Annotated in this window: 18 protein-coding genes; 4 read left to right on the top strand and 14 right to left on the bottom strand. The window is 64.7% G+C overall.

Annotated features, from left to right (window positions below; genetic code table 11):
* Nucleotides 1-240, top strand: a complete 240-nt coding sequence (gene yedF, locus Cte04_RS20425) for a sulfurtransferase-like selenium metabolism protein YedF (protein ID WP_066483549.1) — start codon at nucleotides 1-3, stop codon at nucleotides 238-240.
* A gap of 207 nt (nucleotides 241-447) precedes the next feature.
* Nucleotides 448-804: a DsrE/DsrF/TusD sulfur relay family protein gene (locus Cte04_RS20420; protein ID WP_066483545.1), complete on the top strand. Its 357-nt coding sequence runs from the start codon at nucleotides 448-450 to the stop codon at nucleotides 802-804.
* A gap of 111 nt (nucleotides 805-915) precedes the next feature.
* Here the strand turns inward: Cte04_RS20420 and Cte04_RS20415 are convergent, their stop codons facing one another.
* From Cte04_RS20415 to Cte04_RS20390, 6 genes are all read right to left on the bottom strand, one after another.
* A complete protein-coding gene (locus tag Cte04_RS20415) occupies nucleotides 916-1,953 on the bottom strand; it encodes a DNA/RNA non-specific endonuclease (RefSeq protein ID WP_066483544.1) in 1,038 nt (345 codons plus the stop codon).
* A 147-nt stretch (nucleotides 1,954-2,100) separates the two neighbouring features.
* On the bottom strand, nucleotides 2,101-5,199 hold the full coding sequence (locus Cte04_RS20410; protein WP_306302933.1) for a bifunctional diguanylate cyclase/phosphodiesterase: 3,099 nt from the start codon (nucleotides 5,197-5,199) through the stop codon (nucleotides 2,101-2,103).
* A 262-nt stretch (nucleotides 5,200-5,461) separates the two neighbouring features.
* Complete coding sequence (locus Cte04_RS20405; protein ID WP_066483541.1) at nucleotides 5,462-6,541, bottom strand: XdhC family protein; 1,080 nt, start codon at nucleotides 6,539-6,541, stop codon at nucleotides 5,462-5,464.
* A gap of 274 nt (nucleotides 6,542-6,815) precedes the next feature.
* Nucleotides 6,816-8,111 carry a c-type cytochrome gene (locus Cte04_RS20400; RefSeq protein ID WP_066483539.1) on the bottom strand — a complete coding sequence of 432 codons (1,296 nt, stop codon included), beginning with the start codon at nucleotides 8,109-8,111 and terminating at the stop codon, nucleotides 6,816-6,818.
* Nucleotides 8,112-8,134: 23 nt separating this feature from the next.
* A complete protein-coding gene (locus tag Cte04_RS20395) occupies nucleotides 8,135-10,450 on the bottom strand; it encodes a xanthine dehydrogenase family protein molybdopterin-binding subunit (protein WP_066483537.1) in 2,316 nt (771 codons plus the stop codon).
* A gap of 2 nt (nucleotides 10,451-10,452) precedes the next feature.
* Nucleotides 10,453-11,064, bottom strand: coding sequence for a (2Fe-2S)-binding protein (locus tag Cte04_RS20390; protein WP_066483535.1), 612 nt, complete (start codon nucleotides 11,062-11,064; stop codon nucleotides 10,453-10,455).
* Between the two features lie 386 nt (nucleotides 11,065-11,450).
* Between Cte04_RS20390 and Cte04_RS20385 the strand changes: the two genes are divergently transcribed.
* The gene (locus tag Cte04_RS20385; RefSeq protein ID WP_083526780.1) at nucleotides 11,451-11,960 is read left to right on the top strand and encodes a hypothetical protein; all 510 of its coding nucleotides are present in this window, start codon (nucleotides 11,451-11,453) and stop codon (nucleotides 11,958-11,960) included.
* A gap of 16 nt (nucleotides 11,961-11,976) precedes the next feature.
* Nucleotides 11,977-13,299, top strand: coding sequence for an EAL domain-containing protein (locus Cte04_RS20380; protein ID WP_066483532.1), 1,323 nt, complete (start codon nucleotides 11,977-11,979; stop codon nucleotides 13,297-13,299).
* A gap of 153 nt (nucleotides 13,300-13,452) precedes the next feature.
* Here Cte04_RS20380 and Cte04_RS20375 read toward each other — a convergent pair whose 3' ends face one another.
* The 8 genes from Cte04_RS20375 to Cte04_RS20340 all read right to left on the bottom strand — a co-directional run bounded on the left by Cte04_RS20375 (nucleotide 13,453) and on the right by Cte04_RS20340 (nucleotide 21,576).
* Entirely contained in the window at nucleotides 13,453-14,706 is a 1,254-nt protein-coding gene (locus Cte04_RS20375; protein WP_066483530.1) for a glycosyltransferase, read from the bottom strand.
* Between the two features lie 44 nt (nucleotides 14,707-14,750).
* Nucleotides 14,751-16,142 carry a sigma 54-interacting transcriptional regulator gene (locus Cte04_RS20370; protein WP_066483526.1) on the bottom strand — a complete coding sequence of 464 codons (1,392 nt, stop codon included), beginning with the start codon at nucleotides 16,140-16,142 and terminating at the stop codon, nucleotides 14,751-14,753.
* Between the two features lie 43 nt (nucleotides 16,143-16,185).
* Nucleotides 16,186-18,042 (bottom strand): pilus assembly protein TadG-related protein, encoded by a 1,857-nt coding sequence (locus Cte04_RS20365; RefSeq protein WP_169798072.1) that lies wholly within the window; start codon nucleotides 18,040-18,042, stop codon nucleotides 16,186-16,188.
* An 84-nt stretch (nucleotides 18,043-18,126) separates the two neighbouring features.
* Nucleotides 18,127-18,600 (bottom strand): TadE/TadG family type IV pilus assembly protein, encoded by a 474-nt coding sequence (locus tag Cte04_RS20360; RefSeq protein ID WP_157082213.1) that lies wholly within the window; start codon nucleotides 18,598-18,600, stop codon nucleotides 18,127-18,129.
* A complete protein-coding gene (locus Cte04_RS20355) occupies nucleotides 18,597-19,130 on the bottom strand; it encodes a TadE/TadG family type IV pilus assembly protein (RefSeq protein WP_066483502.1) in 534 nt (177 codons plus the stop codon). The genes Cte04_RS20360 and Cte04_RS20355 overlap by 4 nt, the downstream gene beginning before the upstream one ends.
* A gap of 38 nt (nucleotides 19,131-19,168) precedes the next feature.
* Nucleotides 19,169-19,582 (bottom strand): DUF3613 domain-containing protein, encoded by a 414-nt coding sequence (locus tag Cte04_RS20350; protein WP_157082211.1) that lies wholly within the window; start codon nucleotides 19,580-19,582, stop codon nucleotides 19,169-19,171.
* 9 nt (nucleotides 19,583-19,591) lie between these two features.
* A complete protein-coding gene (locus Cte04_RS20345) occupies nucleotides 19,592-20,560 on the bottom strand; it encodes a tetratricopeptide repeat protein (protein ID WP_066483490.1) in 969 nt (322 codons plus the stop codon).
* A 2-nt stretch (nucleotides 20,561-20,562) separates the two neighbouring features.
* Nucleotides 20,563-21,576, bottom strand: a complete 1,014-nt coding sequence (locus Cte04_RS20340) for a type II secretion system F family protein (RefSeq protein WP_066483488.1) — start codon at nucleotides 21,574-21,576, stop codon at nucleotides 20,563-20,565.
* Between the last annotated feature and the right edge of the window lie 10 nt (nucleotides 21,577-21,586).

Below are 21,586 nucleotides of genomic sequence, written 5' to 3'. Positions count from 1 at the left end.
ATGAGCCAACCGCAATACGTGCCCGATTTCCGCCTCGACATGGTGGGCGAGCCCTGTCCCTATCCCGCCGTGGCCACGCTGGAGGCCATGCCCCAGCTGCTGCCCGGCCAGATCCTGGAAGTGGTGTCGGACTGCCCGCAGTCGATCAACAACATTCCGCTCGACGCCAAGAACCACGGCTACGAGGTGCTGGAGATCCAGCAGGACGGGCCGACCATTCGGTACCTCATCCGTAGATGAGGTTGCTCCCCCGAAGCGGCTTTGCCTGGGCGGCCCCGCCGCTTCCCCCTAGCCGGGCGCTCTCTTTCTACGCGCTGCGCGCTACGGGAGGGGGACGATGCCTTCAGCTAGGCGCCCCCGCCGCGAGGCGGCTCTTGGTCGGCATCTCTGAGTTGGGTCGCGCCGGTTTAAGCGCTGTGCTCTGAATCACCGTTCGAGAATTTCGCCATGACACAAAAAATCGTTGTGATCGTCCATGCCGCGCCTTATGGCAGCGAGCGCTGCCTGTCCGCCCTGCGCGTGGCCATGGCCTTGCGCGGCCACGATGCGCGGCCCGAGGTCAAGCTGTTTCTGATGTCCGACGCCACCGTGGTGGGCCTGCCCCATCAGCACGACGGCGCGGGCAGCGGCCTGCAGGCCATGGTCGAGCAGCTGGTGGCCGAGGGCGTGACCCTCAAGCTGTGCCGCACCTGCGCGCTGGCGCGCGGCCTGGCCGAGCTGACCCTGATCGGGGGCGTGGAAATCGGCACGCTGCCCGAGCTGGCCGACTGGACGCTCGAAGCCGACAAGGTCATCACCTTCTGACCGGTACTCTCAAAAAAGAGAGCTGCCTGCGCCCGTTTCTTCTCGTCTTCGTGGATGAATCCATGCCAACGATCGGGATGAAAGGCGCCGGCAGCTCATTTTTTATGAGCATCAGGCGCGGGGCAAGTGCACGTTGGCCAGCAGCGGCATGCCCGTGCGGCGCGTGAATTCCTCGTAGCTGATCGGCGGACCCATGCGCGTGTCGGCGCTGTTGGCCTGCCAGTAGACCCAGCTGCGGCCCGTGGTGGCGTCGTAGACCAGCTTGAACAGGTAGTCCGGCACATGCACCTGGTTGGCGCCGATGGTCTGGACCGGGCCGCTGAACACCGGGCCCGTGAACACGAACACATCGCCCTGGGCGCGCAGGGCGTACTTGCGCGTGTCCTCCTCCACCTTGGCCCACACGCCGGCGTTGTGCACCTGGTTCTGCGGCACCATGTTGGCCAGGCTGAAGCTCTGGGCCATGGCCTCGGGCGAGGCCATGTCCGCGGCCGGCGCCATGTGGCCGCGCGAGAAGCCCGAGCGCTTGTAGTCGTCGAGCTCCGAGCGTTCCATGCGCGGCAGGCGCGCATCCGCATAGAACTTGTCGGTGCGCTGCAGCCCCTGGCCCTGCAGCAGCAGCTGGCGGTTGAGGCGTTCGGCCACGAAGACCGGCGTCTTGGTCAGCCCGCTGTGCAGCACGGCAAAGCCGCTGAAGCATAGCTCGCGCTGCTGGGGCTGGACCTGCAGCGACGGCGCGCGGCCGCCGGGAAAGAACTGCGGGCAACTGGCGAAGGAAGTGGCCGACGAAGCGGCCGTGCGCGTGGGCTGGCCGGCCGTGGTGCCCGACGGCCTGTGGTGGCCCGCGCTTGCCGTGCCCTGGCCGGCGTGGCCTGGTGCAGGCCGGTGCGTGTTGCCGGTGTCCGCAGGCCAGCCGGATTTGCGCAGGCTTTCGAGCGCCGGAATATGGATGGCCGAAAGCGCGGCGGCGCCGAGCTGGCCAAGGCTCCAGTGCGGATTGAAACTGCAGCTGGCAATCTGGAAGCTGGCCAGCGCCGCGGCCAGCGCCGAGGCGGAAAACTTCTGGAAGCGGCTGAAACCCGAGCGGGTTTTCTTCTTGGCGGAACTGCGCTTGCGCGCTGGCGTATTTTTGTTCTTGGCGGTCGTCATGCAGTCGGCGATGGTACGCCGACAATGCCTGTGAAAACCGCTGCTGCGCCTTTGCAGACGCAGTTTGTTGCTATGGTTATGAAACCGTGTGTTTCATCGGCCGCCGCGGGATGCCGGCGGCGCACCGCCCGGCTGCGGCATGCTCCGTCAGCGGGCCCCGCTTTCGCGCAGCCGGGCCTGGACGGGCAGCCCGTAGGTCAGCGGCAAGGCCCCGAAGCGCTCGGCCGAAACGGGCGGGCTCAGCAGGTAGCCCTGCCAGGCATGGCAGCCATGGGCCTGCAGGAACAGGCGCTGCGCCTCGGTTTCCACGCCTTCCGCGATCACATGCAGGCCCAGGCTGGTACCCAGCGCGACGATGGTGCGCGCAATGGTGGCATCGTTGGGATCGGTGAGCACGTCGCGCACAAAGCCCTGGTCGATCTTGAGCTGGTCCAGCGGCAGGCGCTTGAGATAGGACAGCGAGGAGTAGCCGGTGCCGAAGTCGTCCAGCGCAAACCCCACGCCATGGGCCTTGAGCTCGCCCATCTTCCGGATGGTGTCCTCGAGGTTGTCCAGCAGCAGTCCTTCGGTGAGCTCCAGCTTGAGCTTGTGCGGGCGTGCGCCGGCGCTGGCCAGCGCGGCCAGCACCTGGCCGACGAAGCCCGGCTGGCGGAACTGGCGCGGGCTGACGTTGACGGCCAGCGTGAGATGGGCCAGCCTGGGCTCCTGCGCCCAGGTGGCGAGCTGCCGGCAGGCGGCCTGCAGAACCCATTCGCCCAGCTGCAGGATCAGCCCGGTTTCCTCGGCCAGCGGAATGAAGACCGCCGGTGAGACGTAGCCTTCGCGCGGATGGCGCCAGCGCAGCAGCGCTTCGCAGCCGCAGACGGAGTTCCCCTCCACCTGGGGCTGGTAGAACAGCTCGAACTGGCCGCCGGCAATGCCGGCGCGGATGTCCGCCACGAGCCGGGCCCGCGCCCGCACCACGGCCTGCAGCTGCGGGTCGTAGAACTCCAGCGCATTGCGTCCCGTGGCCTTGGCCTGGTACATGGCCAGGTCGGCGCGCTTGAGCAGGTCGGAGATCTGTTCCTGCGCTCCCGAGAAGACCGTCACGCCGATGCTGGCCGTGGCATGGAAGGCCTCGCCCTCGAGCGGATAGGGCTCGCGCAGCAGGGCCAGGATGCGCGAGCCTTTTTCGCGCGCCAGCGCCTGGGCCTGTCCGGGGCTGTCGGCCAGGTCCTCGAACACGACCACGAACTCGTCGCCGCCCAGGCGCGCCACCATGTGGCGGCCGGCAGTCCCGTTGCGCAGCCGGCGCGCCACCTCGCACAGCAGCGCATCGCCCTGGTCATGGCCGCGCGTGTCGTTGAGTGTCTTGAAGTTGTCGATGTCCAGCAGCAGCAGCGCCCCCCAGCCGTTGCGGCGCGCCTGGGCGTCGAGCACCTGCTGCAGGTGGTCGCGCAGCATGCGGCGGTTGGGCAGATGCGTCAACGGGTCGTAGTAGGCCAGGTGGCGGATCTTGTCCTCGGCGGCCTTGCGCTGGCTCAGGTCCACCATGGTGACCAGGTAGTCTTCGTCCAGCGCTATGCCGGCGATCTCCACCAGCCGCATCTGGCCGTTCTTGCAGCGGATCTCGTATTCGCGGGCGGGAATGTGGCCGTTGCTCTGGCGCGCCTGCATGCAGTCGGCGAGCCAGCTGCGGCGGGCGTTCTCGCGCACCTGCGGATCGGGATAGACCTGGCGCCACCATGCCTCGGCATTCGGTATGTCCTCGACGCTGTAGCCGCAGATCTGGACATTGCAGTCGTTGCTGAAGGTAAAGCGGCCGTCCTCTCGCACGATGCTCAGTCCCACGGGCAGATGGCGCAGGATGTTGCGCAGATAGCGTTCGCTGTCGCGCAGGGAGTCCTCGAGCAGCCGGCGCGCCGTGATGTCCTGGACCACGGCAATGTAGTACAGGCCTTCCTCGTCCTGGGCGCCCATCGACGAGACGGAAAGGTCGATCCAGATTTCGCGCCCGTCCTTGCGCCGCAGGCATTTTTCGAGCTGGTATTCGCGGATCTCGCCGGACTTGAGCCTTTCCAGCTGTTCCAGGTCCCTGTCCAGGCCCTGGACATGGGAAAGGTCCAGGAAGCTCATGGCGTAGAGCTCTTCCAAGGTATAGCCGAGGATGGTGCTGTAGCGCTCGTTCATGCGCACGGCCCGCCCCGTGGCCATCTGCACCTGGGCGACCCCGACGGCCGCCTGGTTGAAGATGGCGCGCAGGCTGCTTTCGCTTTGCTGCAAGGCCTCGCTGGAGATTTCCGCTTCCTGCAGGGCCTGCATGCGCAGGCGCACCAGCAGCGTGACGAGGGCGGCAAGCAGCAGGGAGATCGCCATGCCCATGCCCGCGATCCAGTGGGGTGCGAATTTTTCCGTCGTGGACAGCGCCACGCCCACGGGCCTGAACACCAGGCGCCAGCGCCGGCCATGCAGCTGCAGCTCCTGTGTCTCCTGCGGTCCGGCAGCGGGCCAGTCCGCAGAGGCATACAGCGGCTGGGGCGGCGCATGCGGCCGGCCCATGGGCCCTGTGTCGTCGATGCGCACCGCGACGTTGTTGAGAAAGCCGTTGGCATGCACGGCGCGGACCATGTCGGCGACACGGATGCTGACGGCCGCCGTGCCGAGGAAGTCTTCGCTGAGGCTGGCTGCATTGCCGGTCTTGAAGACCGGTGCCCTGAGCACGATGCCGGTGGGAAGATCGCTTTCCTGCACCAGCGTGAACGGCGCCGACAGGGCGGTGCGGCCGGTGCCGCGCGCCACCAGCTGGGCTTCGAGGTTGGCCGGCTGCGACGTGATGTCCAGGCCCGGCACGCCGCTGTTGCCTTCCATCGGCCACACATATTCGTTGATGTGGTAGTCGGCATGCCAGTAAGCGGGATGCACGGGATTGAACGCCTCGCCCGCCGGGGCCTGTGCGCGCCGCCGCAACTCGAAAGCGCTCAGTTGCTCCAGCGGAACCCAGCGCGCGAACGAGAGGTTCTTGATTTCAGGATAGTGGCGCTGGAGATTGCGCTCGGCCACGATGCGGTCGAATTCGCGCCGGCTCAGGTGGGGCTTGAGCAGGAACAGGTCCCGCAGGCCGTTGACGACTTCCGTATAGGCATTGAGGCGCTGCGAAAGGGCGTTGGACGAGGCGCGCACCTCTTCGGTGAACCGCAGCTGCGCCAGCGTCTCGCTGGATTTGCGCTGCAGATGAGCGAGCCAGAAAGTCAGAGCCAGTCCCAGCACGGCCACTGCAATACCTGGCAGCCACTGTGTTCGTGCGCGTCTGGAAGTAGGGACTGTCATGGGCAGGGTGCCGCAGCATACGGCGCGCGGACAAGGCCTGTGTCTGGAGCTTTTGTTTCATTGTGACACTTTGATTGTATTTTGATACATATGTAGATACCCCAACCCGCAAGCTGCCAGGAGCTGCGCCCGTGCTGGCGGCCCCATGAAAAAAGCCCTGCGGGTCGGGGCCGGCAGGGCTTGCAACATCCAGGGTCGTGCCTCAGTGGCGCCGGGCCGTCGCCTCGGGATCCAGGATCTGCGGCAGCGCGCATTGCAGGCCGCTGTCGCTCATGGCGATGTCGTGTTCCTGCTTGGCGGTTTCCACCGACATTTCGCGTGGCAGGGGCACGCCGTTCTTGACGGCCAGGATTTCGGCCATCACGCTGACGGCGATCTCGGCGGGCGTCTTGCTGCCGATGTACAGCCCGATGGGGCCGCGCAGCCGGGCCAGCGAGACCTCGGTCTCGCCGAAGTGCTCGATCATGCGCTCGCGCCGCGTGTGGTTGTTGCGCCGCGAACCGATGGCACCCACATAGAAGGCGGGGCTGTGCAGGGCTTCCAGCAGGGCCAGGTCGTCGAGCTTGGGATCGTGCGTGAGCGCAACAATGCAGCTGCGCGCATCGGGCCTGAAGGCCGTGACGGCATCGTCGGGCATGTCCGTGATCTTGTGGACCTGGTCCACCGACCAGCTGCCCATGTATTCCTCGCGCGGGTCGCACACCGTGACCGTGAAGCCGTTGAACAAGGCCATGGTGGCCAGGTATTCGGCCAGGGCGCCGGCGCCGATGAGCAGCATGCGGTAGCCGGGGCCCAGGTGGTTGACCAGCGTGTGGCCGTCGAACTCCAGGGCTTCGGGCTGCCCGGCCGCCTGCAGCGTGACGGCGCCGGTTTCGCAATCCACACGGCGCTCCACCAGCGAGCCGCTTTCGAGCCGGTCGACCAGCTGCTGCAGGCTGGCCGCGTCGGGGTTGAATTCCAGCAGCAGCTCCAGCGTGCCGCCGCAGGGCAGGCCGAAGCGGTGGGCCTCGTCGGCGCTCACGCCATAGCGCACCAGCTGGGGCGTGCCCTCGGGAATGCCGGCACCGCCCAGTGCCCGCGTGTGGCGGGCGATCAGGTCGTCCTCGATGCAGCCGCCCGATACGGAGCCGATGGCACGGCCGTCTTCGCGCAGCGTCATCATGGAGCCGACGGGACGCGGGGACGAGCCCCAGGTGCGCACCACGGTGGCAAGCAGCGCGCGCTGGCCGGCCTGGCGCCAGTCGCGCAGGGCCTTGAGCACCATGACGTCGATATTGTCCATTTGGGGTCCTTTGTCGCAGGGGCCGCAGCAGTGCAGCGGCGGGGCAGTCCAAGGCATTTTCCCTCAGCCCTGATGGTCTGTGCAGGTGGCGGCCCACCGGCCCTGGGGAGAGCATGTCTGCAGCCGGAGTGTTCGCCGTACGGCCGGGCAATGCAAGAAAAAAGGCCTTTCCGCCAACCCCAGTCTTGGCCGCAGCTGCGGCAGGGGAGCGAAAAGGCCGGTTGCGCTGGCCCTGGCTGGCCATCGGCCGGCGCAGGGCTGGGCCTGCCAGGGATCAGTGCGCGGCCGTCTGCTGGCGCAGCTGGCCCACCTTGGCCGGCAGATCCTTCCACTCCTGCAAGCCATACTGCGCGCGCATGGTGTTGAGCAGCGTGGCGATCTGGGCGTCGCTCAGGCTGTGGCGGAAGGCCGGCATGGTGCCCAGGTCGGGGTGGGCAGGTTTCTGTATGCCCTCCAGCACGGACAGGATGGCATTGTCGGGCGAGGCGGCATGCAGGCTGGTGTTCAGCGCCAGCTGGGGGCGCACGCCGAAGGTGCTGCCCGAAGGATCGGCACGGTGGCAGCCCATGCAGGCGCCCTGGTAGAGGCGGTAGCCTTCGGCGTCCAGTGCCAGCTTCGGGGTGGCGGTCTTTTCCCGGATCAGCGCCTGGGCGTCGCCGGCAGGCGCCTTGGCGTCGCGGTAAGACATCAGATAGGTGGCAATCGCGTTCAGGTCCTCGTCCGACTGCTGCGACAGGCCATGGGCCACGGGCGCCATGGGGCCGGCCGCCACGCCGTGGCGCGGCGAGAAGCCGTTCTTCATGTAGGTCACCAGGTCCGCATGCGTCCACGGCAGGGGCGAGGGCGACTTCGCGGTCAGGGCCGGCGCATCCCAGCCTTCGGCGCTGCCGCCGGCAAAGTGGAATTCGCCGGTCTTCTCGGCCGCCAGGCCGTTGCGCGGCGTGTGGCAGGCGCTGCAGTGGCCCAGGCCTTCGACCAGGTAGGCGCCGCGGTTCCATTCGGGCGCCTGCGTTTCGTCGTCCTTGACCACACCGGGCTTGAGATACAGCCAGTTCCAGGCGGCAATGCCGCGGCGGATGTTGTAGGGGAAGCCCAGCGCGGTCTTGGGCGGCGTGTTCTGCACCGCCGGCTCGCTCATCAGGTATGCATAGAGGGCCTTCATGTCCTCGTCGGTCACGCGGCTGAAAGCCGTGTAGGGGAAGGCCGGATAGAGGTAGTTGCCCTCGCGGTCCACGCCATGGCGCATGGCGCGCTCGAAGGCTTCGAAGCTCCAGCTGCCGATGCCGGTCTGCGCATCGGGCGTGATGTTGCTGGTGTAGATGGTGCCGAAGGGGCTGGGCATGGCCAGGCCGCCGGCATTGCGCTGGCCGCCGGCAGCGGTGTGGCAGACGGCGCAGTCGCCCATCTCGGCCAGCAGCTTGCCCTTGGCGATCTGCTGGGGCGAGAACTCGGCCGTGGGAATGCCGGCCTGCGGAGCGATTTCGCCCTGGTGGGTAAGCGCCAGGCCGGCTGCGGCCAGCACGGCCACAAGGGCCAGGCCGCCGGCAACGATTTTCTTGAACGTTCGCATGGTTGTGTTCTTTGTCTTGTGGGTCACTTGGACGAAGCGGCAGCCGGTGCTGCAGCCTTGGCGGCCTTGAGCGCTGCCAGCACGCGGCTGGGCGTGAACGGCACTTCGAACAGCCGCACGCCGGTGGCGTCGAAGATGGCGTTGCCCACGGCGGCGGCGCTGGGCACGGAGGCCGATTCGCCGGCGCCCATCGAGGGCTCGTCGGGACGCTCGACCAGCAGGGAGTCGATCTCGGGCAGCTCGTCAAAGCGCAGGATGGGGTAGCCGCCCCATTCCAGCGAGGTCACGCCCTGCTTGTCGAAGGTCACGAACTCCTTGAGCACGCGGCTGGTGGACTGCACCACGTTGCCGTGCACCTGGTGGCGCACGCCGGCGGGATTGACCATGGCACCGGTATCCTGGGCGACAAAGACCTTGTCCACCTTGACTTCGCCGGTCTCGCGGTCCACGGTCACATCGACCACCCAGGTCGCCCATGCCGCGCCATAGCCCGGGAACTTGCTGTGGAAGTAGCGGGCATAGGCAAAGCCGCGGCCCTTGACCAGGCGCTGGTCCGCGGGAGCCGGGTTGCGGTGGGCCGGGCCTTCCACCCAGCCGCACTGCTTCCTGGCTTCCTGGATCAGCGCCACGGCGCGCGGATCCTTGAGATAGCGCAGGCGGTACTCGATAGGGTCGGCCTTGGCCAGGTAGGCGCATTCGTCGATCCACGATTCGTGGGCGAACACATTGGGCAGGGCCGAGACACCGCGCATCCACGAGGCGCGCACGATGGGCACGGCGTCCTGCGAGATCACGCGCATCTTGGGGTATTCGTACTGCGGAATGGCCGTGCGGTCGCCCATCTGCTGCGGATCGACCTTGGCCGAGACCTTGCCTGTCAGGATCAGGGCCAGCGCAGACGCGTTGTTGGACGGGTAGCAGGTGCGCAGCTCGTAGGCTGCCACATTGTTGTGCTCGTCGAGGCCGCCGCGGATGCGGATCAGCTGGCCCGTGCCCTTGGGCTCCCAGCCGGCTTCCTGCTCGCGCATCAGCTGCACGCGCACGGGCTTGCCCACGGCGGCGGCCAGCAGCACGGCGTCGGAGGCCACATCGTCGGCGCAGTTGCGGCCGTAGCAGCCCGAGGCTTCCATGCGGGTGACGTTGATGTTGTCGGCCGCCACATCCATGAGCTTGGCCACGTCGTTGCGCACGTCATGCGGGTTCTGCGACCCGGTCCAGACCTGGATCCTGCCGCCGCTCACTTCGGCGACGGCGCAGGAGGGACCGATGGAGCCGTGGATGTGATAGGGCCACACATACTCGCGCGCCAACGGGGTCTTGGCCTGCTCCAGGGCTTGCAGCGAGCCTTCGTCCTCGCGCAGCATGCGGTCGGTCTTGGGATGGTCGGCCAGCGTCTTGTGCAGGCCGGACAGCGACAGGTCGGGCAGGCCGGCCCATTCCTTCCACTGCACCTTGAGCTGGCGCATGGCGGCAATGGCCTGCTCCTCGCGCTCGGCCACCACGCCCACGAAGTCGCCCTGGACCACGACCTTGACGATGCCGGGCAGGTGGGCAATGGACTTCTCGTCCACCGACACCAGGCTGGAGCCCAGCGGGGCCGATGCATCGGCGCCCGTGTAAGGCGGGCGGATCACGCGGCCGTGCAGCATGCCGGGCACGCGCAGGTCATGGATGTAGGTGAGCGCACCCAGCACCTTGTTGGGGATGTCCACGCGCTGCACGCTCTTGCCGATGTATTCGAAGCCCGACTTGCGCAGCTCGATCTTGTCGTCGATGGGCAGCTGCAGGTCCTGGCCCTGCACCAGCGCGCCGTAGCCAATGCGCTTGCCCGCGCCGAGCACGAAGCCTTTTTCGGTGGTGAGGCGCTCTGCGGGCACGCCCAGCTTCTCGCTGGCCAGCTTGACCAGCAGCTGGCGCACCTGGGCCGCCGCCTTGCGCATGGGCAGCGAGGACACCTGGATGGTGTTGCTCGCAATCGTGGGGCCCAGGTCCGGCGTGCGGGCCGTGTGGCCCAGCACCATGGTCACGGCGGCAAAGTCCACATGCAGCTCGTCGGCCACCAGCTGGCCCAGGGCGGTGCGCACGCCGGTGCCCAGGTCGACGTGGCCGTTGTAGGCCGTCACCGAGCCATCGGCGCCGATGGCGATGAAGCTGTCCACCAGGTTGGCGGCCGGCACCGGGAAGGGGCCCTTGGCTGCTGCTGCTTCAGGAGCGGTCTGCGCCATCAGCAGATGGCCGCCGGCAACGGTGCCGACCATGAGCATGCCCCCGGCCTTGAGCAACTGGCGGCGGGTGAGCTGGGCGGGATGGGAGGTTTGGTTCGAAGCGAAGAATTTCATGGTCAGGCAGCCTTCGCGACGGTGGAAGAGGAGGTAATTGCCGCGCTGCGGCCCTGGGCGATCAGCTCGCGGGCACGGGCCGCGGCCTGCATGATTTCCACGTGGGTGCCGCAGCGGCACAGGTGGCCGGACAGCGCCTGCTTGACCTCGTCGTCGCTGGCCTGGGGCTTGTGGTTGAACAGGCCTACCAGCGCCATGATCATGCCGTTGGTGCAGTAGCCGCACTGCGCAGCCTGCGCATCGATGAAGGCCTGCTGCACCACATGCAGCGTGTAGGTGCGGCGAGGCTGGGCTTCGCTCTTATCGCCATGGCCTGCGGCGCTCACGTCCAGCACGGCGCGGTCGTGCAGCGCCTGCTCGCCGGCGGCCTTGCTGGCTTCGGGCGACAGTCCTTCCAGCGTCGTGACCTGCTTGCCTGCCACCACGCTCACGGGCACGGAGCACGAGCGCGCCACCTTGCCGTCGATCAGCACCGCGCAGGCGCCGCATTCGCCCAGGCCGCAGCCGAACTTGGGGCCGTTGAGCTGCATGTCATTGCGCAGCACATAGAGAAGAGGAGTGTCGGGAGTGGCGCCCTGGGCGTCCACTTCTTGACCATTCAGGGTGAATTTCATGGCAACAAGGAGCGTGGGTTCTGGGAAGGATTGTCTTATATGTATAGTCAATTATAAGACCTATCAAAAAAATGTCAGGACAACCCGAAATGCCGTGCGGACCCGCCGGCGTGCTGCAGGGAAAGCGAGCGTGCAGGCAACGTCCTTCCATGTTCCGTTGTGGTGGTCGTTACATCCTGCTGTTACGTGACACCAACCGTAACAGCGCCTGCATCCATCAGGCACAGCCTCGTACCCGTTCCATATAAATCAATGACTTGGGAAGAGGGTGGCAGGCAGGCCCGCGCGGTGCGGCAGATGGCATGCATGTTGCAGCGGAATACACAAGGGGCTGTCGCGGTGACCGTCCCCCGTGTGTTTTCCGCTTTCCGGCCCCAGGAGGTTCCATGTCCGCCCTCTCCGCATCTCTTCCCAGCACGCAGCCGCGCATGTGGGCGCAGGTCGAAAAGTCTTGCCTGAAGCCCGGGAGGTCTTCCGTGGTCTCTTTATCTCCCTCCGCACCGTTGAGCGACGAAGGTCTCAATGCCATGCTGATCCAGTGCAGCCCGGATGTGCAGATCATGCGCCACGGCCGGTTGCTGGCCGCAGAAGTCGGCCAGGTACTGAAATTGGGCGATCGGGTGGTCGTACCCCCGGCAGGACATGCGCAGGCCGTCTTTCAGGAGCAGGAAGGCCAGGCCGTGCTCGGCACCTTCGAGGGCGGGTGCGATGCGTCGCTGGTCTATTTCAGCAAGAAGAACGGCGCCTGCTCGGTGGTGTTTGACGTATTCGCCGGCAAGGTCGAACTTTCCCTGTCGTCCATCAGCGAAGGCCGATTGGGCGGTCGAGAGGCTGCTCATGCGGGGCGCAGGGCGGTTGGCTTCCATTGCTATTCCAAGTCCATCGCCGGCCGTTGAGCAGGAGGCGCAATCCATGCGAAACGATCACCAGAATCTGGGCAAGGTATCCCGGGAATACATGGTCTGGCTTTGCAATCTGGAGGAGCTCAGGCTGGTGTACGGACCCGAGTTGCAGCAGCAGGCACTGGAGGTGGCCGTGGAGCGCCTGCAGAGGCAAGGGCTGTCGGCGCGACTGGCGGAGCCGAAAGGCTGCTCTCTGCTGGCGTCGGAGTCGCTTTGCCCGACCGAAGGCGCGGAGACCGAGGACCAGGCACAAGACAGGCTGGAGCGCATCTGCTCGGCCATAGGCCGCGAACCCGTGACGCTGGGCGCTAAAAAGGCCTACCTGCAGGTCGAGGCGCAGGCCCTGGGCGGTATTTCCCTGCGCAGCATGAGCGAACTGCATGGACGCTCGCGCTCGATCGCCTGCCGCAGGCAGCAGCCGGCAGCCAGAAACCTGCGGCCCAGATGGCGCCAGGACTACCAGCAGGACATGTATCTGGCATGTCGCCTGCTGGATGACCTCAGGCTCGGCATCCTGGCGGTGGCGTTCCAGCCCGTGGCCGCACTGAACTCCGCGGGACCGGGGCCGTCCATGTATTACGAATGCCTTTTGCGGCGCAATATATCGGCCGAGAGTGACGGCTATGGGGTGCCGGACGCCATCCAGGCGCTGGAGCGGCTGGGCCTGGTGGAGCGCCTGGACCGCAGCGTGTTGTGGACTGCACTGGATGCGCTGGCTGCCAATCAGGAAGTCAGCCTGGGCTGCAATGTTTCAGCCCGATCGTTTGCCAGTGCAGCCTGGTGGACCGAGGTGCTGGTCTACCTGGAGGAGCACCCGGGCGTGGCGCAGCGGCTGGTGGTGGAAATCACGGAGACCAGCAGCTTCCCCGACGAGAAAAGCGCGCAGGCGCTCATACGCCATCTGCAGATACTGGGTGTTCGTGTGGCGCTGGACGATATCGGCACGCAATGCGGTTCGCTCGACATCCTGGACAAGGTGCGTGCCAACATCATCAAGCTCGACAAATCCGTGCTGGAAAAGGCTGCAGGCGGCCAGCCCACGATGAAAATGCTGCAAAGCGTGGTGGGGGTTTGCACGGACCGCGGCGTGAGCGTGATCGTGGAAGGCATCGATTCGGCGGCCGCGCTGGATACCGCGCTGGGCGCGGGGGCCAGCGGCGCCCAGGGCTATTTCATCGCGCATCCGTCGTTGCATCTGCATGGCCTGTTCGACCAGATACTGCATGTGCCCGATGTCCTGCTGCAGATGGATGCCGTGGCCTATGACTGGGCCCATATGCTGAACTGGAGCCGCCCGGACAGCTCCACCATGCCCGGGCAGAGAATGGCCTGAGGCCGCGCGGGCCGGGCATCGGGCAAACCACAGCCAAGTTGCTGTGGTTTTTTCATAGCTGCATGCGCTTTTCCTGCAAGGGATTCAGTAGTATTCCGCACTGAAATACTTCAGGATATTGCGCTGATAGCTCCTTTTTCAGGAGCGCTATTTCTATCTCTGGCGTACCCGGGACCGGCGCTGGGCCATCGCAAGGTGGAACAGCTCCATGAAGCGCGGCGCCACATTGGAGATATGGAAACGCTTTCCGGTCTCTATGGCCGCCCGGGCATAGCGCTCGCGCCGGGCCGGATCGGCCCTGAGCTGGCGGATGGCGTGGATCCAGGCATCGTCGTTGTCGGGCAGCAGCAGGCCGTTGACATCGTGTTGCACCAGCTCCGGCACAAAGCCCCAGTTCGACCCCAGCACGCAGCCGCCGCGTGCCAGGATTTCCATCAGGCCCCAGTTGGCAACGCCATAGCGCAAGGGGTAGAGGAACAGGTCCACGTCGGCCAGCATGCGGGAGAACTCCGCATACGGCAGATGCCCGGGAAACTCGACGACCTGCGCCGCGGGATACACCTTGAGCAGGTGCTCCTGGAAGCTGGCCACCTTGTTCTGGTAGCGGCGCTGCACCCATTGCTGCTCGTATCCGTAGGTGACGGCCTTGGCATCGCCGATGGCAATGAAGCGGGTGTTTTCGCCATCGCCCTCGCGCACCATGCGGTCCACCAGGCGGATGTAGGTCTCGAACCCTTTGGCGCTGGACAGGTCCCGGGCGGAAAACGCGATCGTGAAGCGCTTGCCTTCCTGCGCCGCGGCGGCATTGTTTTGCAGGGGCGGCTGGATGTCGAAGCCTTCGAACTGGACGGCAATCCGCTCCTGCAGCAGCGGCGGGAACATCGAGCGCGCATGCGCGCTGGGCACGATGGTCAGGTCGCTGCACAGCACCTGGTGGTAATGCAGCATCTCGGTGTTGCGGTCGGCCAGGCGCTGCGACATGTCGGGCGGATAGGCTTCATCCCAGCCGTGGGCCAGATAGCTCGGGAATTCGATATAGCTGGCGATGGCCGCATCCAGCTCGTCATACAGCCAGTTGGGCGAAGCCCACAGGGAGTGCGCCACCACGAGGTCGATGCGCTTTCCCTTTTCCTTCTCGAACGCCAGCAATGCCTGCAGCATGCCCTTGCACAGGCGCGCGGAGCGCTCGACCTTGCTCGAGTAGTAATAGCTTTGCGGCCCCATGATGTCCCCGTCGGGCCTGAAGGCAATCAGATGGTCCACCGCGGCGGCATGGCGTTCGACATGCCCGGGCATGGTCATGAACCAGCTGTCTGCCATGCCCTGGGCACGCAGGTGGCTGCACAGCAGGCTGTACTGGCTGGGGTAGACCGCACTGATGAAGACGATGACGGGTTTTTCCTGCATGGTCGGATGGGGCTATGAAGTCAAGACAAGGCGGGGTTGGGCATTCAGCCGGGCATCGGAACCTCGGGCTCTCCGTCGCTGATCTGGTACTTGCGCATCTTTTCCCACAACACCTTGCGGCTGATGCCCAGATGCTGGGCCGTGTTCTGGCGTTTCCAGTCATTGGCGCTGAGCGCCGCGATGATGCGGTTGCGCTCGTCCATGTCCCAGTTGCTGCGGTTGGCCAGCAGGGTTTCTCCGCCGGTTTCCGGCGGGAAAGTGCTGGCAGAAAGGCTCTGGGCATGCGTGAGGATGCGCTCGGTGGCTCCATCGGCGGCCCAGTCGCGCGTCTGGCGGGCGGCGACGCCGATACGCTCGGCCAGGTTGCGCAGCTCGCGCACGTTCCCGGGAAAGTACATCTGCGCCACGGCATCCAGGATGAAGAACGGCGGATCGCCCAGTTCGGACATCATGTCCTCGCCGACGACCTTGCGCAAAATGCTGTGGAAGATTGCCAGCTTGTCCGGCTCGCCGCGCTCTTCCAGGCTGGGGATCTGCAGTTCGATCACGGCCAGGCGAAAGAACAGGTCGGCGCGGAACTTGCCCTCGTGCACCAGCTCGCGCAGCGGCTTGTTGGTGGCAGCCACCAGGCGAAAGTCCAGCCGCACCGGCGAGGCCGAGCCCAGCCGCGTGACCGTGCGTTCCTCCAGCACGCGCAGCAGCTTGACCTGCTGGTACAGCGGCAGGTCGGCAATCTCGTCGAGGAACAGCGTGCCGCCGTTGGCCTGCTCCAGAAAGCCCTTGTGCGCCGTCACCGCGCCCGTGAACGAACCCTTGGCATGGCCGAAGAACAGCGACTCGAAAAGACCATCCGGAATCGCGCCGCAATTGACCACGATGAACGGCCCCTGGCCGTAATGCGAGTTGCGCTCGTGCAAGCGTTCGGCAATGCGCTCCTTGCCCACCCCGGTCTCGCCGACGATGAGCACGCTGTGTTCGCAGTCGGCAAAAGTGTCCACATCGTTGAGCAGGCGCTGCATGCAATCGGCCACGGCGATGATGTCGTCGGAGCGCTGCACCTGCCGCTGGTTGCTCTGCATGCGCCGCAGTATGCGTATCAGCATGGCGCGCAGTTCCGCCCCGGTGAAGTCGAACGGCAGCACATGCGAATACTCCATTGCATAGCTGCCCGGGCTGGCTTCGCGCTGGCTGGCACTGACCCACAGGACCGGCATGCCGAAGGTGCCTTCCACCCCCTGGCGCGTAAAGCGTGCGCCTTCGAGCACCGTGACGCTGACCACGGCAATCGCATTGCCCAGCTCGCTGGGGTCGGCAGGCAGGGTAAGGCCATCGGCGCGGATCACGTCCACGCCCAGATTGAGCATGCAACGCTCCACGCGCTCGGCAATATCGGCTTGGCCTTCCCAGACATAGATGACCAATTCGTCCAGATTCACGGTATCTCTCTTTTTCGGATGGTATGAAGAATGTTCTGTTTGCTCACTCGACGAGCTGTGCCGGGTTGCAGGCAATGTCGTGCAGTTGTACGTCGGCATAGCCGATCTGCACGCCGAGCAACTGGAGCAAAGGGCCGAGCACGGAATCGAGCAGTGCAAGGATGGGATCGAGCACGACTCTGACGATGGGAAGCAGTCCGCCGACAATCTTGACGACGTTATTGACCAGACCATTCAGGATTTCCGTTAGGAAATCCAGCTTGATATTCAGTAGCTTGAGGCCAGATGTATCCAGCTCCACATCAAGAAGGTTCTTGCCAAGCGCGTTGCCTATGGATTGGCCAATTTGCTGTCTGGATCCGGCAGTTTTTGTCAGAGCGGCCGCCTGATCGCTATAGGGCTTGTCCATGGCGTACTCGTACTCCAGCAACTGATAGGAATTGGTGTTCTCGATGGGAACATCCAGCTTTGCCATTACTTTGACTGGAGCATCCAGAATTTTGAGAATGTCCAGCAATGCGCTTGCCTCCACTCGCAGATCAAGCAGATGGAAACGATCCTTTTTCAGGTTCGTCCAGGCTTGTGTTGTATTGGTCATGGCTTCTGGCATATCTGCCAGCGATATATAGGCCAACCCTGGTTTCGTACCGATACGGGCTTTGTGCGTACTGGCTTTGACATGGCACATGATCTCTTCCAGGCGTGCGTCTGCCGAGCCAACTTCCAGGTTTACTGGCAATTCCAGCAAAGCACCAGTTGATGGCATGGACACCTTCAGATGTATCAAAAGCAGGTTCAGATCCAGCAGGTTGTTGTCCTTGCTCAAGGCGGTCAGAGCCTTCAGCTTGATGAGCGCGCGAATCTGTCCGTTATGTGCCTTGGTGATGTATTGACCAGTGGCTTTATCTATGCCAGCCCTTCCTGACGCAATGGTGGGAGGCTCGATGATTTTGACTTGGACCGTGGCATCGGCCACTGGCTTGAGGTTCAGTACGGTGCCGGGAATACTGATGGCGGAATCCTTGTTCGCCACCTGCAGGCCTACCATCAGAATGTCCAGAAGGCTGGTGTTGGCCTGCAGACCCGCAAGAGGGTCGTTGGAGTCGACCCCCAGTTCAAGTAGGCCTTTCTGGATGCCGTTCTTGAGCAGATTCAGTCGCAATCCGTTCAGGTCGACAGGCAAGGCCAGACCGAGCAGTTTTTCCAATGCGTTGATGCCCACGTCTGCAGTGCTTTCACCGCTGCGCGCTGCTGCCTGGATGCTGGCTTGCAGCAGCGTTTTCAGGTCGACGGTGGTTCCCAGCAATTCGTCATAGCTGCCGGCGCCGAGATTCAGCGCCTCCGTCAACCACAGAAGATTCACTTTGGAGTTGGCCAAGCCCTGATAGTCGGCAAGGCTCAGATTGATCTTGGTGCCCAGGAGCGAGGAAAGGAGCGCGTTAAGCAGGCCGTCGTTGAGTTTGACCACACCCGCGCCCACGGAGAAGGTCGCTGTGGCGTCGCTGGGTGGAAGGGCTGCCGTAGCAGTCGCCATGACTTCGGAGTTGCCCGTGAACGGGACAAGCTTGAGTGTCTGGCCGACAAGGGTCACACGTGCGGCATTGAATACGCCATTGTTTTGCTGGTTGCCTTTGTAGCCGTCCTTGGCAGTCCAGTAGCCGCACTCCACCTGCGTCTCTTTGTTTTTGGCCGTGATCTCGGGGGGCCATTGCGCATTTATGCTTTTCGTGCCTGCTTTCTGGGCGTCGGTGCAAACGGAGGCATTCTTGAAACCGTTGACTGACTCCAAAGCGGCCAAGTCCGCAATGCGCTGCAGGTCGCGCTTGGCCGAATACATGTAGCCGATCTGGATGACGCCCAGCAAGGCTAGCAGCACCAGCGCCAGCAGCGCAAATTGCACCAGCAGAGTTCCTCGCTGCACGTGGTATGCGCAGCGGGGGACGGCTCGAGGTGCGTGGAAGGGCATATATGTCTCCCGCATTTTCTAGAGCACCTTGAAATGCACGACGATGCGGTCACTGATGTGCAGCTTGGTCGGCTCGGCCAACCAACTGCTGCTGCCGCCCAGCAAGGGGTGCAGCGTGTATTCCACGTCGAATTTGAACTCGCCCTTGCTGCAGTCCCATGTAGCAGGGCTTGGCATGGAAAACTGGTTCGCGTCCAGGCCGCTTTGCGTGAGATGCTGCCGTATGGTTGTCTGTACCTTGGATTGGATAACGACACGGTTGCTGCCTGCATTGCTGCCATCGCACGGTGGGGAAGTGCTGGTGATCAGCGTCAGCGCATGGCGTGCCCCATCGCCCGCTGCACGGTTCAGTGATTGCTGTGTCTGGAATGCACTCCAGAACACCAGCAGCCCCAGCAGCAGGACAATCATGAGTGTGGCGATCAGCGCAAACTCGATGGCGGCGACACCACGCTGACGCAGGCCAGAAACAATGATCCGGCGTGTTATCACAGCATCCTCCTGTCTACCAGCAGGCTGGCGCTGGCCTGCAGAGCAACCGGCAGAACAAGGCCCAGACCCGGAATGGCGGGAGCAATGGCGTTATCGCGGTAACCGGTAATGGTGTAGGACACCAGGACCATGCACGGAGTGCGTATATCGCAGACCAAGCCGGCGTTCAGGCTGGTGTCCTGCGTGCAACTCTTGTCATCGAGAGAGCTGACGCGGCAGACCGTGAATTTCACATTGCTGGCATTGGGCCGAAGGGTGGCAGGGAGCCAGGCCAGAGCGTTTGCCACGGTTTCCCGTGCATTCACCTCACGGTCGGCCCAGGTGGGGGCATACCGCAATGCCGCCCTGGCACCTTCCTCGACGGCATGCTGCATGGATGAGCGCACCAGAAATGTCAGGCCATAGCAGATGATTCCATACAGCAGCGCAAAAAATACCGGGAAGATGATGGCCCACTCCAGCGCATAGACGCCGCGCTGGCGGCCGCGTGGGGCTGCGCAGATGGCTGTGGAACTATGTCGCGGGAACATGGGATCGCTCCTTGAAAAAGGTATTGGCAAGAAGTGCGCTACTTGGCGCTTACGCCCGTTTCGTATTGCTCGGGGATGGTGGTCTCGAAGCTCTTGAGATAGCGCTGGTAGCTGCGGCTGGCCTGCTCGCCGTCGATATGGCGTGGGCGCAGGCCCGGCAGGGTGCTTTGCATTTCGAAAAGCCGTTGCGTCGCGCTGCCGATGGCAATGCGGTGCAAGGGCTGTGCGTGAGCCTCCCGGTGGTCCGAGGCAGCAGTTGGGGCTGGCGCACTCGCATGGTGGCTGCTGCCTTCGGGTATTGGAGTGGGCACAACATCGGCCTGTACGGAAGCCACGGTACGCTCCGTGGCTTCCTGCGTCTGGGCACTTGCTGCGGTTGCGGCAGATGCCAGCAGCATCGACAGCAGCAGGGGATGCAGCCGGGTCGACGGAAAGGCGAAAGGACGGGGCATGGCTGGCTCCTAAAGCGGGTTGTCGCGTGTACGGCTTTCCGATGCCAGTGCGGAAGCAGGCGCAGTGGTGGCATCTCCGGAAGGGGTTGCGAGCTGGCGGGTGGCCTGCAGCTCCGGACCGGCTTGCTGGATTTGTGTCTGCTGCAGCATCGGCACCTGTACCGGCACCGAAGGCCCAGCCTGTGCAGGACCTGAATCGGCACGTGCCTGCACAGCCTCACGTACGCTGGCAAGCTGGGTCTGCAGCGTCTGCAGGGAGTGCTGGTCTATCAGTGCGGGTGCATTCTTGCCCTGGGGCTGCGAAAGGCGTTGCAGCAGGCGCGTGGCTTCTGGCTGGTTGCCGCTGGCCAGCCAGTAAAGGGCCAGGTTCAGCTGCACGCGGGCGTTGGCAGGCGCCAGCTGCGCGGCCTGCAAGATGGGCAACTGAGCGGCCGCCAGGCGGCCGTCCAGCATATGCGCATAGGCCAGGTCGCTGAGCACGTTGGCATCGATGGGGTTGAGCTTGCGGGCCATTTCCAGCTGCGCCACAGCCTGGCCGTACTGGCCCTGGCTCGCATGGAGCAGCCCCAGACCGCGTCGTGCACGTGCCGTGGTGCTGGTGTCGCCTCCTGTCAGCAATGCGGTATAGGCCTGATGGGCCTGCGAAAACTGGCCGGTATTGCGCAATGCGTCGGCTCGCAGAAGCCGGATCTGCGGTGTGCTGCCGTATTGCTGTTCGAAGGCTTCGGTATGCGCGAGAGATGCATACCACTGGCCGGCCTGCTGCATCTGCGTGATCAGATCCAGATAGGTCTGTGCGGTATCGACCCTGGTGGCCTGTTCGGCCTGCAGCATTTGCTGCCGCGCCTCGGCAGCCGTGTTGTCCTGCGTCACGCCATAGCCCTGCGGCGGTGCCTTGCTGGCGCAGCCCGTGGCTGCTGCGGCGGCCAGAATCACGGCAATCAGCCGGTGCTCGGGCCGGAGGTGTTGGTTTGGCATGCTTAGCGTCCCCCCATGCTGGAAAGTGAGCGGATCACCGCCATGAAGCCGGGGCCTGCCGTGATCACCAGGAGTGCGGGCAGCAGGGTCAGCACCATCACGCCCGTCATCTTGACGGTGATGGATCCGATTTTTTCCTTGAAGCCGGCCTGGCGCTTTTCGCGCAGGCGTACGCCGAATTCGCGCAGCGGCTCCTGGACGGCGCCCCCATGGCGGTCCACTTGCACCAGCAGGTTGACGACGGCGCTCATGTCTTCGTCGGCGCTCAGGTGCGTGAGCCGCTGGAATGACTGTTCGCGGCTGCGCCCGCTGGCATAGAGCTGATTGGCCAGAGTCAGTTCGCCGCTGAGTACCGGCAGTACGCTGCCGAATTCAGTGGCCAGGATCTGCAGGCTCTGGTCGATGCTCAGGCCCACGCCCTGCAGCAGCCGCAGCAGGTCCACAAACAGCGGCAATTCTTCCACGACCTGCCGGCGTCTTTGGCGGGCCTTGGACTGCATCAGCCATTTGCGCAGCATCAGCCCGAAGCCGAAGCTGAGAAATCCATAGATGAGAGCCTTGCTGCCGCTAGGCTGAAGCACCAGCAGGGCCAGCAAGGGCAGTGCCGCTGCCAGCACGATGCGGCTGCCTATGTAGGCTACGCTGCCGTTGCGCAGGCTGATGCCGGCTTGGTCCAGCAGCTTGCGGTCCTCATCGGCCAGCAGCGCCTTGGCAATGCCTTTGTCCAGCCAGGCGGGTGGCTGCACGCTGGCCGCCAGGTCGTGGAATGCAGCAGCGCCGCCATTCTGTACCGCGCCGGGCATGGAGCTGCTGCCGGGCAGGTTGAACGGATGGGCCGCCGAAGCCGCTGCGGAGGCCGGTGCCTGTGCACTGGCCTCGCGGGCGTGTAGCAGGTTTTCCACACGCTGGGCCGCCAGCGCCGAACGCCGCAGGCGCCAGATCATGTTGCCGGCCAGCAGGGCAATGCCAAGCGCACCCAGGCTCAGGCTGATGGTCCATAACTGCTGGGGCGTCATGAGCTGCCTC

This window comes from Comamonas terrae, assembly GCF_001544075.1.
GTDB classification, from domain to species: domain Bacteria; phylum Pseudomonadota; class Gammaproteobacteria; order Burkholderiales; family Burkholderiaceae_C; genus Comamonas; species Comamonas terrae.
Note: the sequence above shows the minus strand (reverse complement) of the source record. Positions and strands in the feature narration are given on the sequence as shown.

What these genes read in the sequence shown, in the direction of transcription:
- yedF (WP_066483549.1), top strand. Translation starts at nt 1, where the DNA reads ATGAGCCAACCGCAATACGTGCCCGATTTCCGCCTCGACATGGTGGGC.
- Cte04_RS20420 (WP_066483545.1), top strand. Translation starts at nt 448, where the DNA reads ATGACACAAAAAATCGTTGTGATCGTCCATGCCGCGCCTTATGGCAGC.
- Cte04_RS20415 (WP_066483544.1), bottom strand. Translation starts at nt 1,953, where the DNA reads ATGACGACCGCCAAGAACAAAAATACGCCAGCGCGCAAGCGCAGTTCC.
- Cte04_RS20405 (WP_066483541.1), bottom strand. Translation starts at nt 6,541, where the DNA reads ATGGACAATATCGACGTCATGGTGCTCAAGGCCCTGCGCGACTGGCGC.
- Cte04_RS20400 (WP_066483539.1), bottom strand. Translation starts at nt 8,111, where the DNA reads ATGCGAACGTTCAAGAAAATCGTTGCCGGCGGCCTGGCCCTTGTGGCC.
- Cte04_RS20395 (WP_066483537.1), bottom strand. Translation starts at nt 10,450, where the DNA reads ATGAAATTCTTCGCTTCGAACCAAACCTCCCATCCCGCCCAGCTCACC.
- Cte04_RS20390 (WP_066483535.1), bottom strand. Translation starts at nt 11,064, where the DNA reads ATGAAATTCACCCTGAATGGTCAAGAAGTGGACGCCCAGGGCGCCACT.
- Cte04_RS20385 (WP_083526780.1), top strand. Translation starts at nt 11,451, where the DNA reads ATGTCCGCCCTCTCCGCATCTCTTCCCAGCACGCAGCCGCGCATGTGG.
- Cte04_RS20380 (WP_066483532.1), top strand. Translation starts at nt 11,977, where the DNA reads ATGCGAAACGATCACCAGAATCTGGGCAAGGTATCCCGGGAATACATG.
- Cte04_RS20375 (WP_066483530.1), bottom strand. Translation starts at nt 14,706, where the DNA reads ATGCAGGAAAAACCCGTCATCGTCTTCATCAGTGCGGTCTACCCCAGC.
- Cte04_RS20355 (WP_066483502.1), bottom strand. Translation starts at nt 19,130, where the DNA reads ATGTTCCCGCGACATAGTTCCACAGCCATCTGCGCAGCCCCACGCGGC.
- Cte04_RS20350 (WP_157082211.1), bottom strand. Translation starts at nt 19,582, where the DNA reads ATGCCCCGTCCTTTCGCCTTTCCGTCGACCCGGCTGCATCCCCTGCTG.
- Cte04_RS20345 (WP_066483490.1), bottom strand. Translation starts at nt 20,560, where the DNA reads ATGCCAAACCAACACCTCCGGCCCGAGCACCGGCTGATTGCCGTGATT.
- Cte04_RS20340 (WP_066483488.1), bottom strand. Translation starts at nt 21,576, where the DNA reads ATGACGCCCCAGCAGTTATGGACCATCAGCCTGAGCCTGGGTGCGCTT.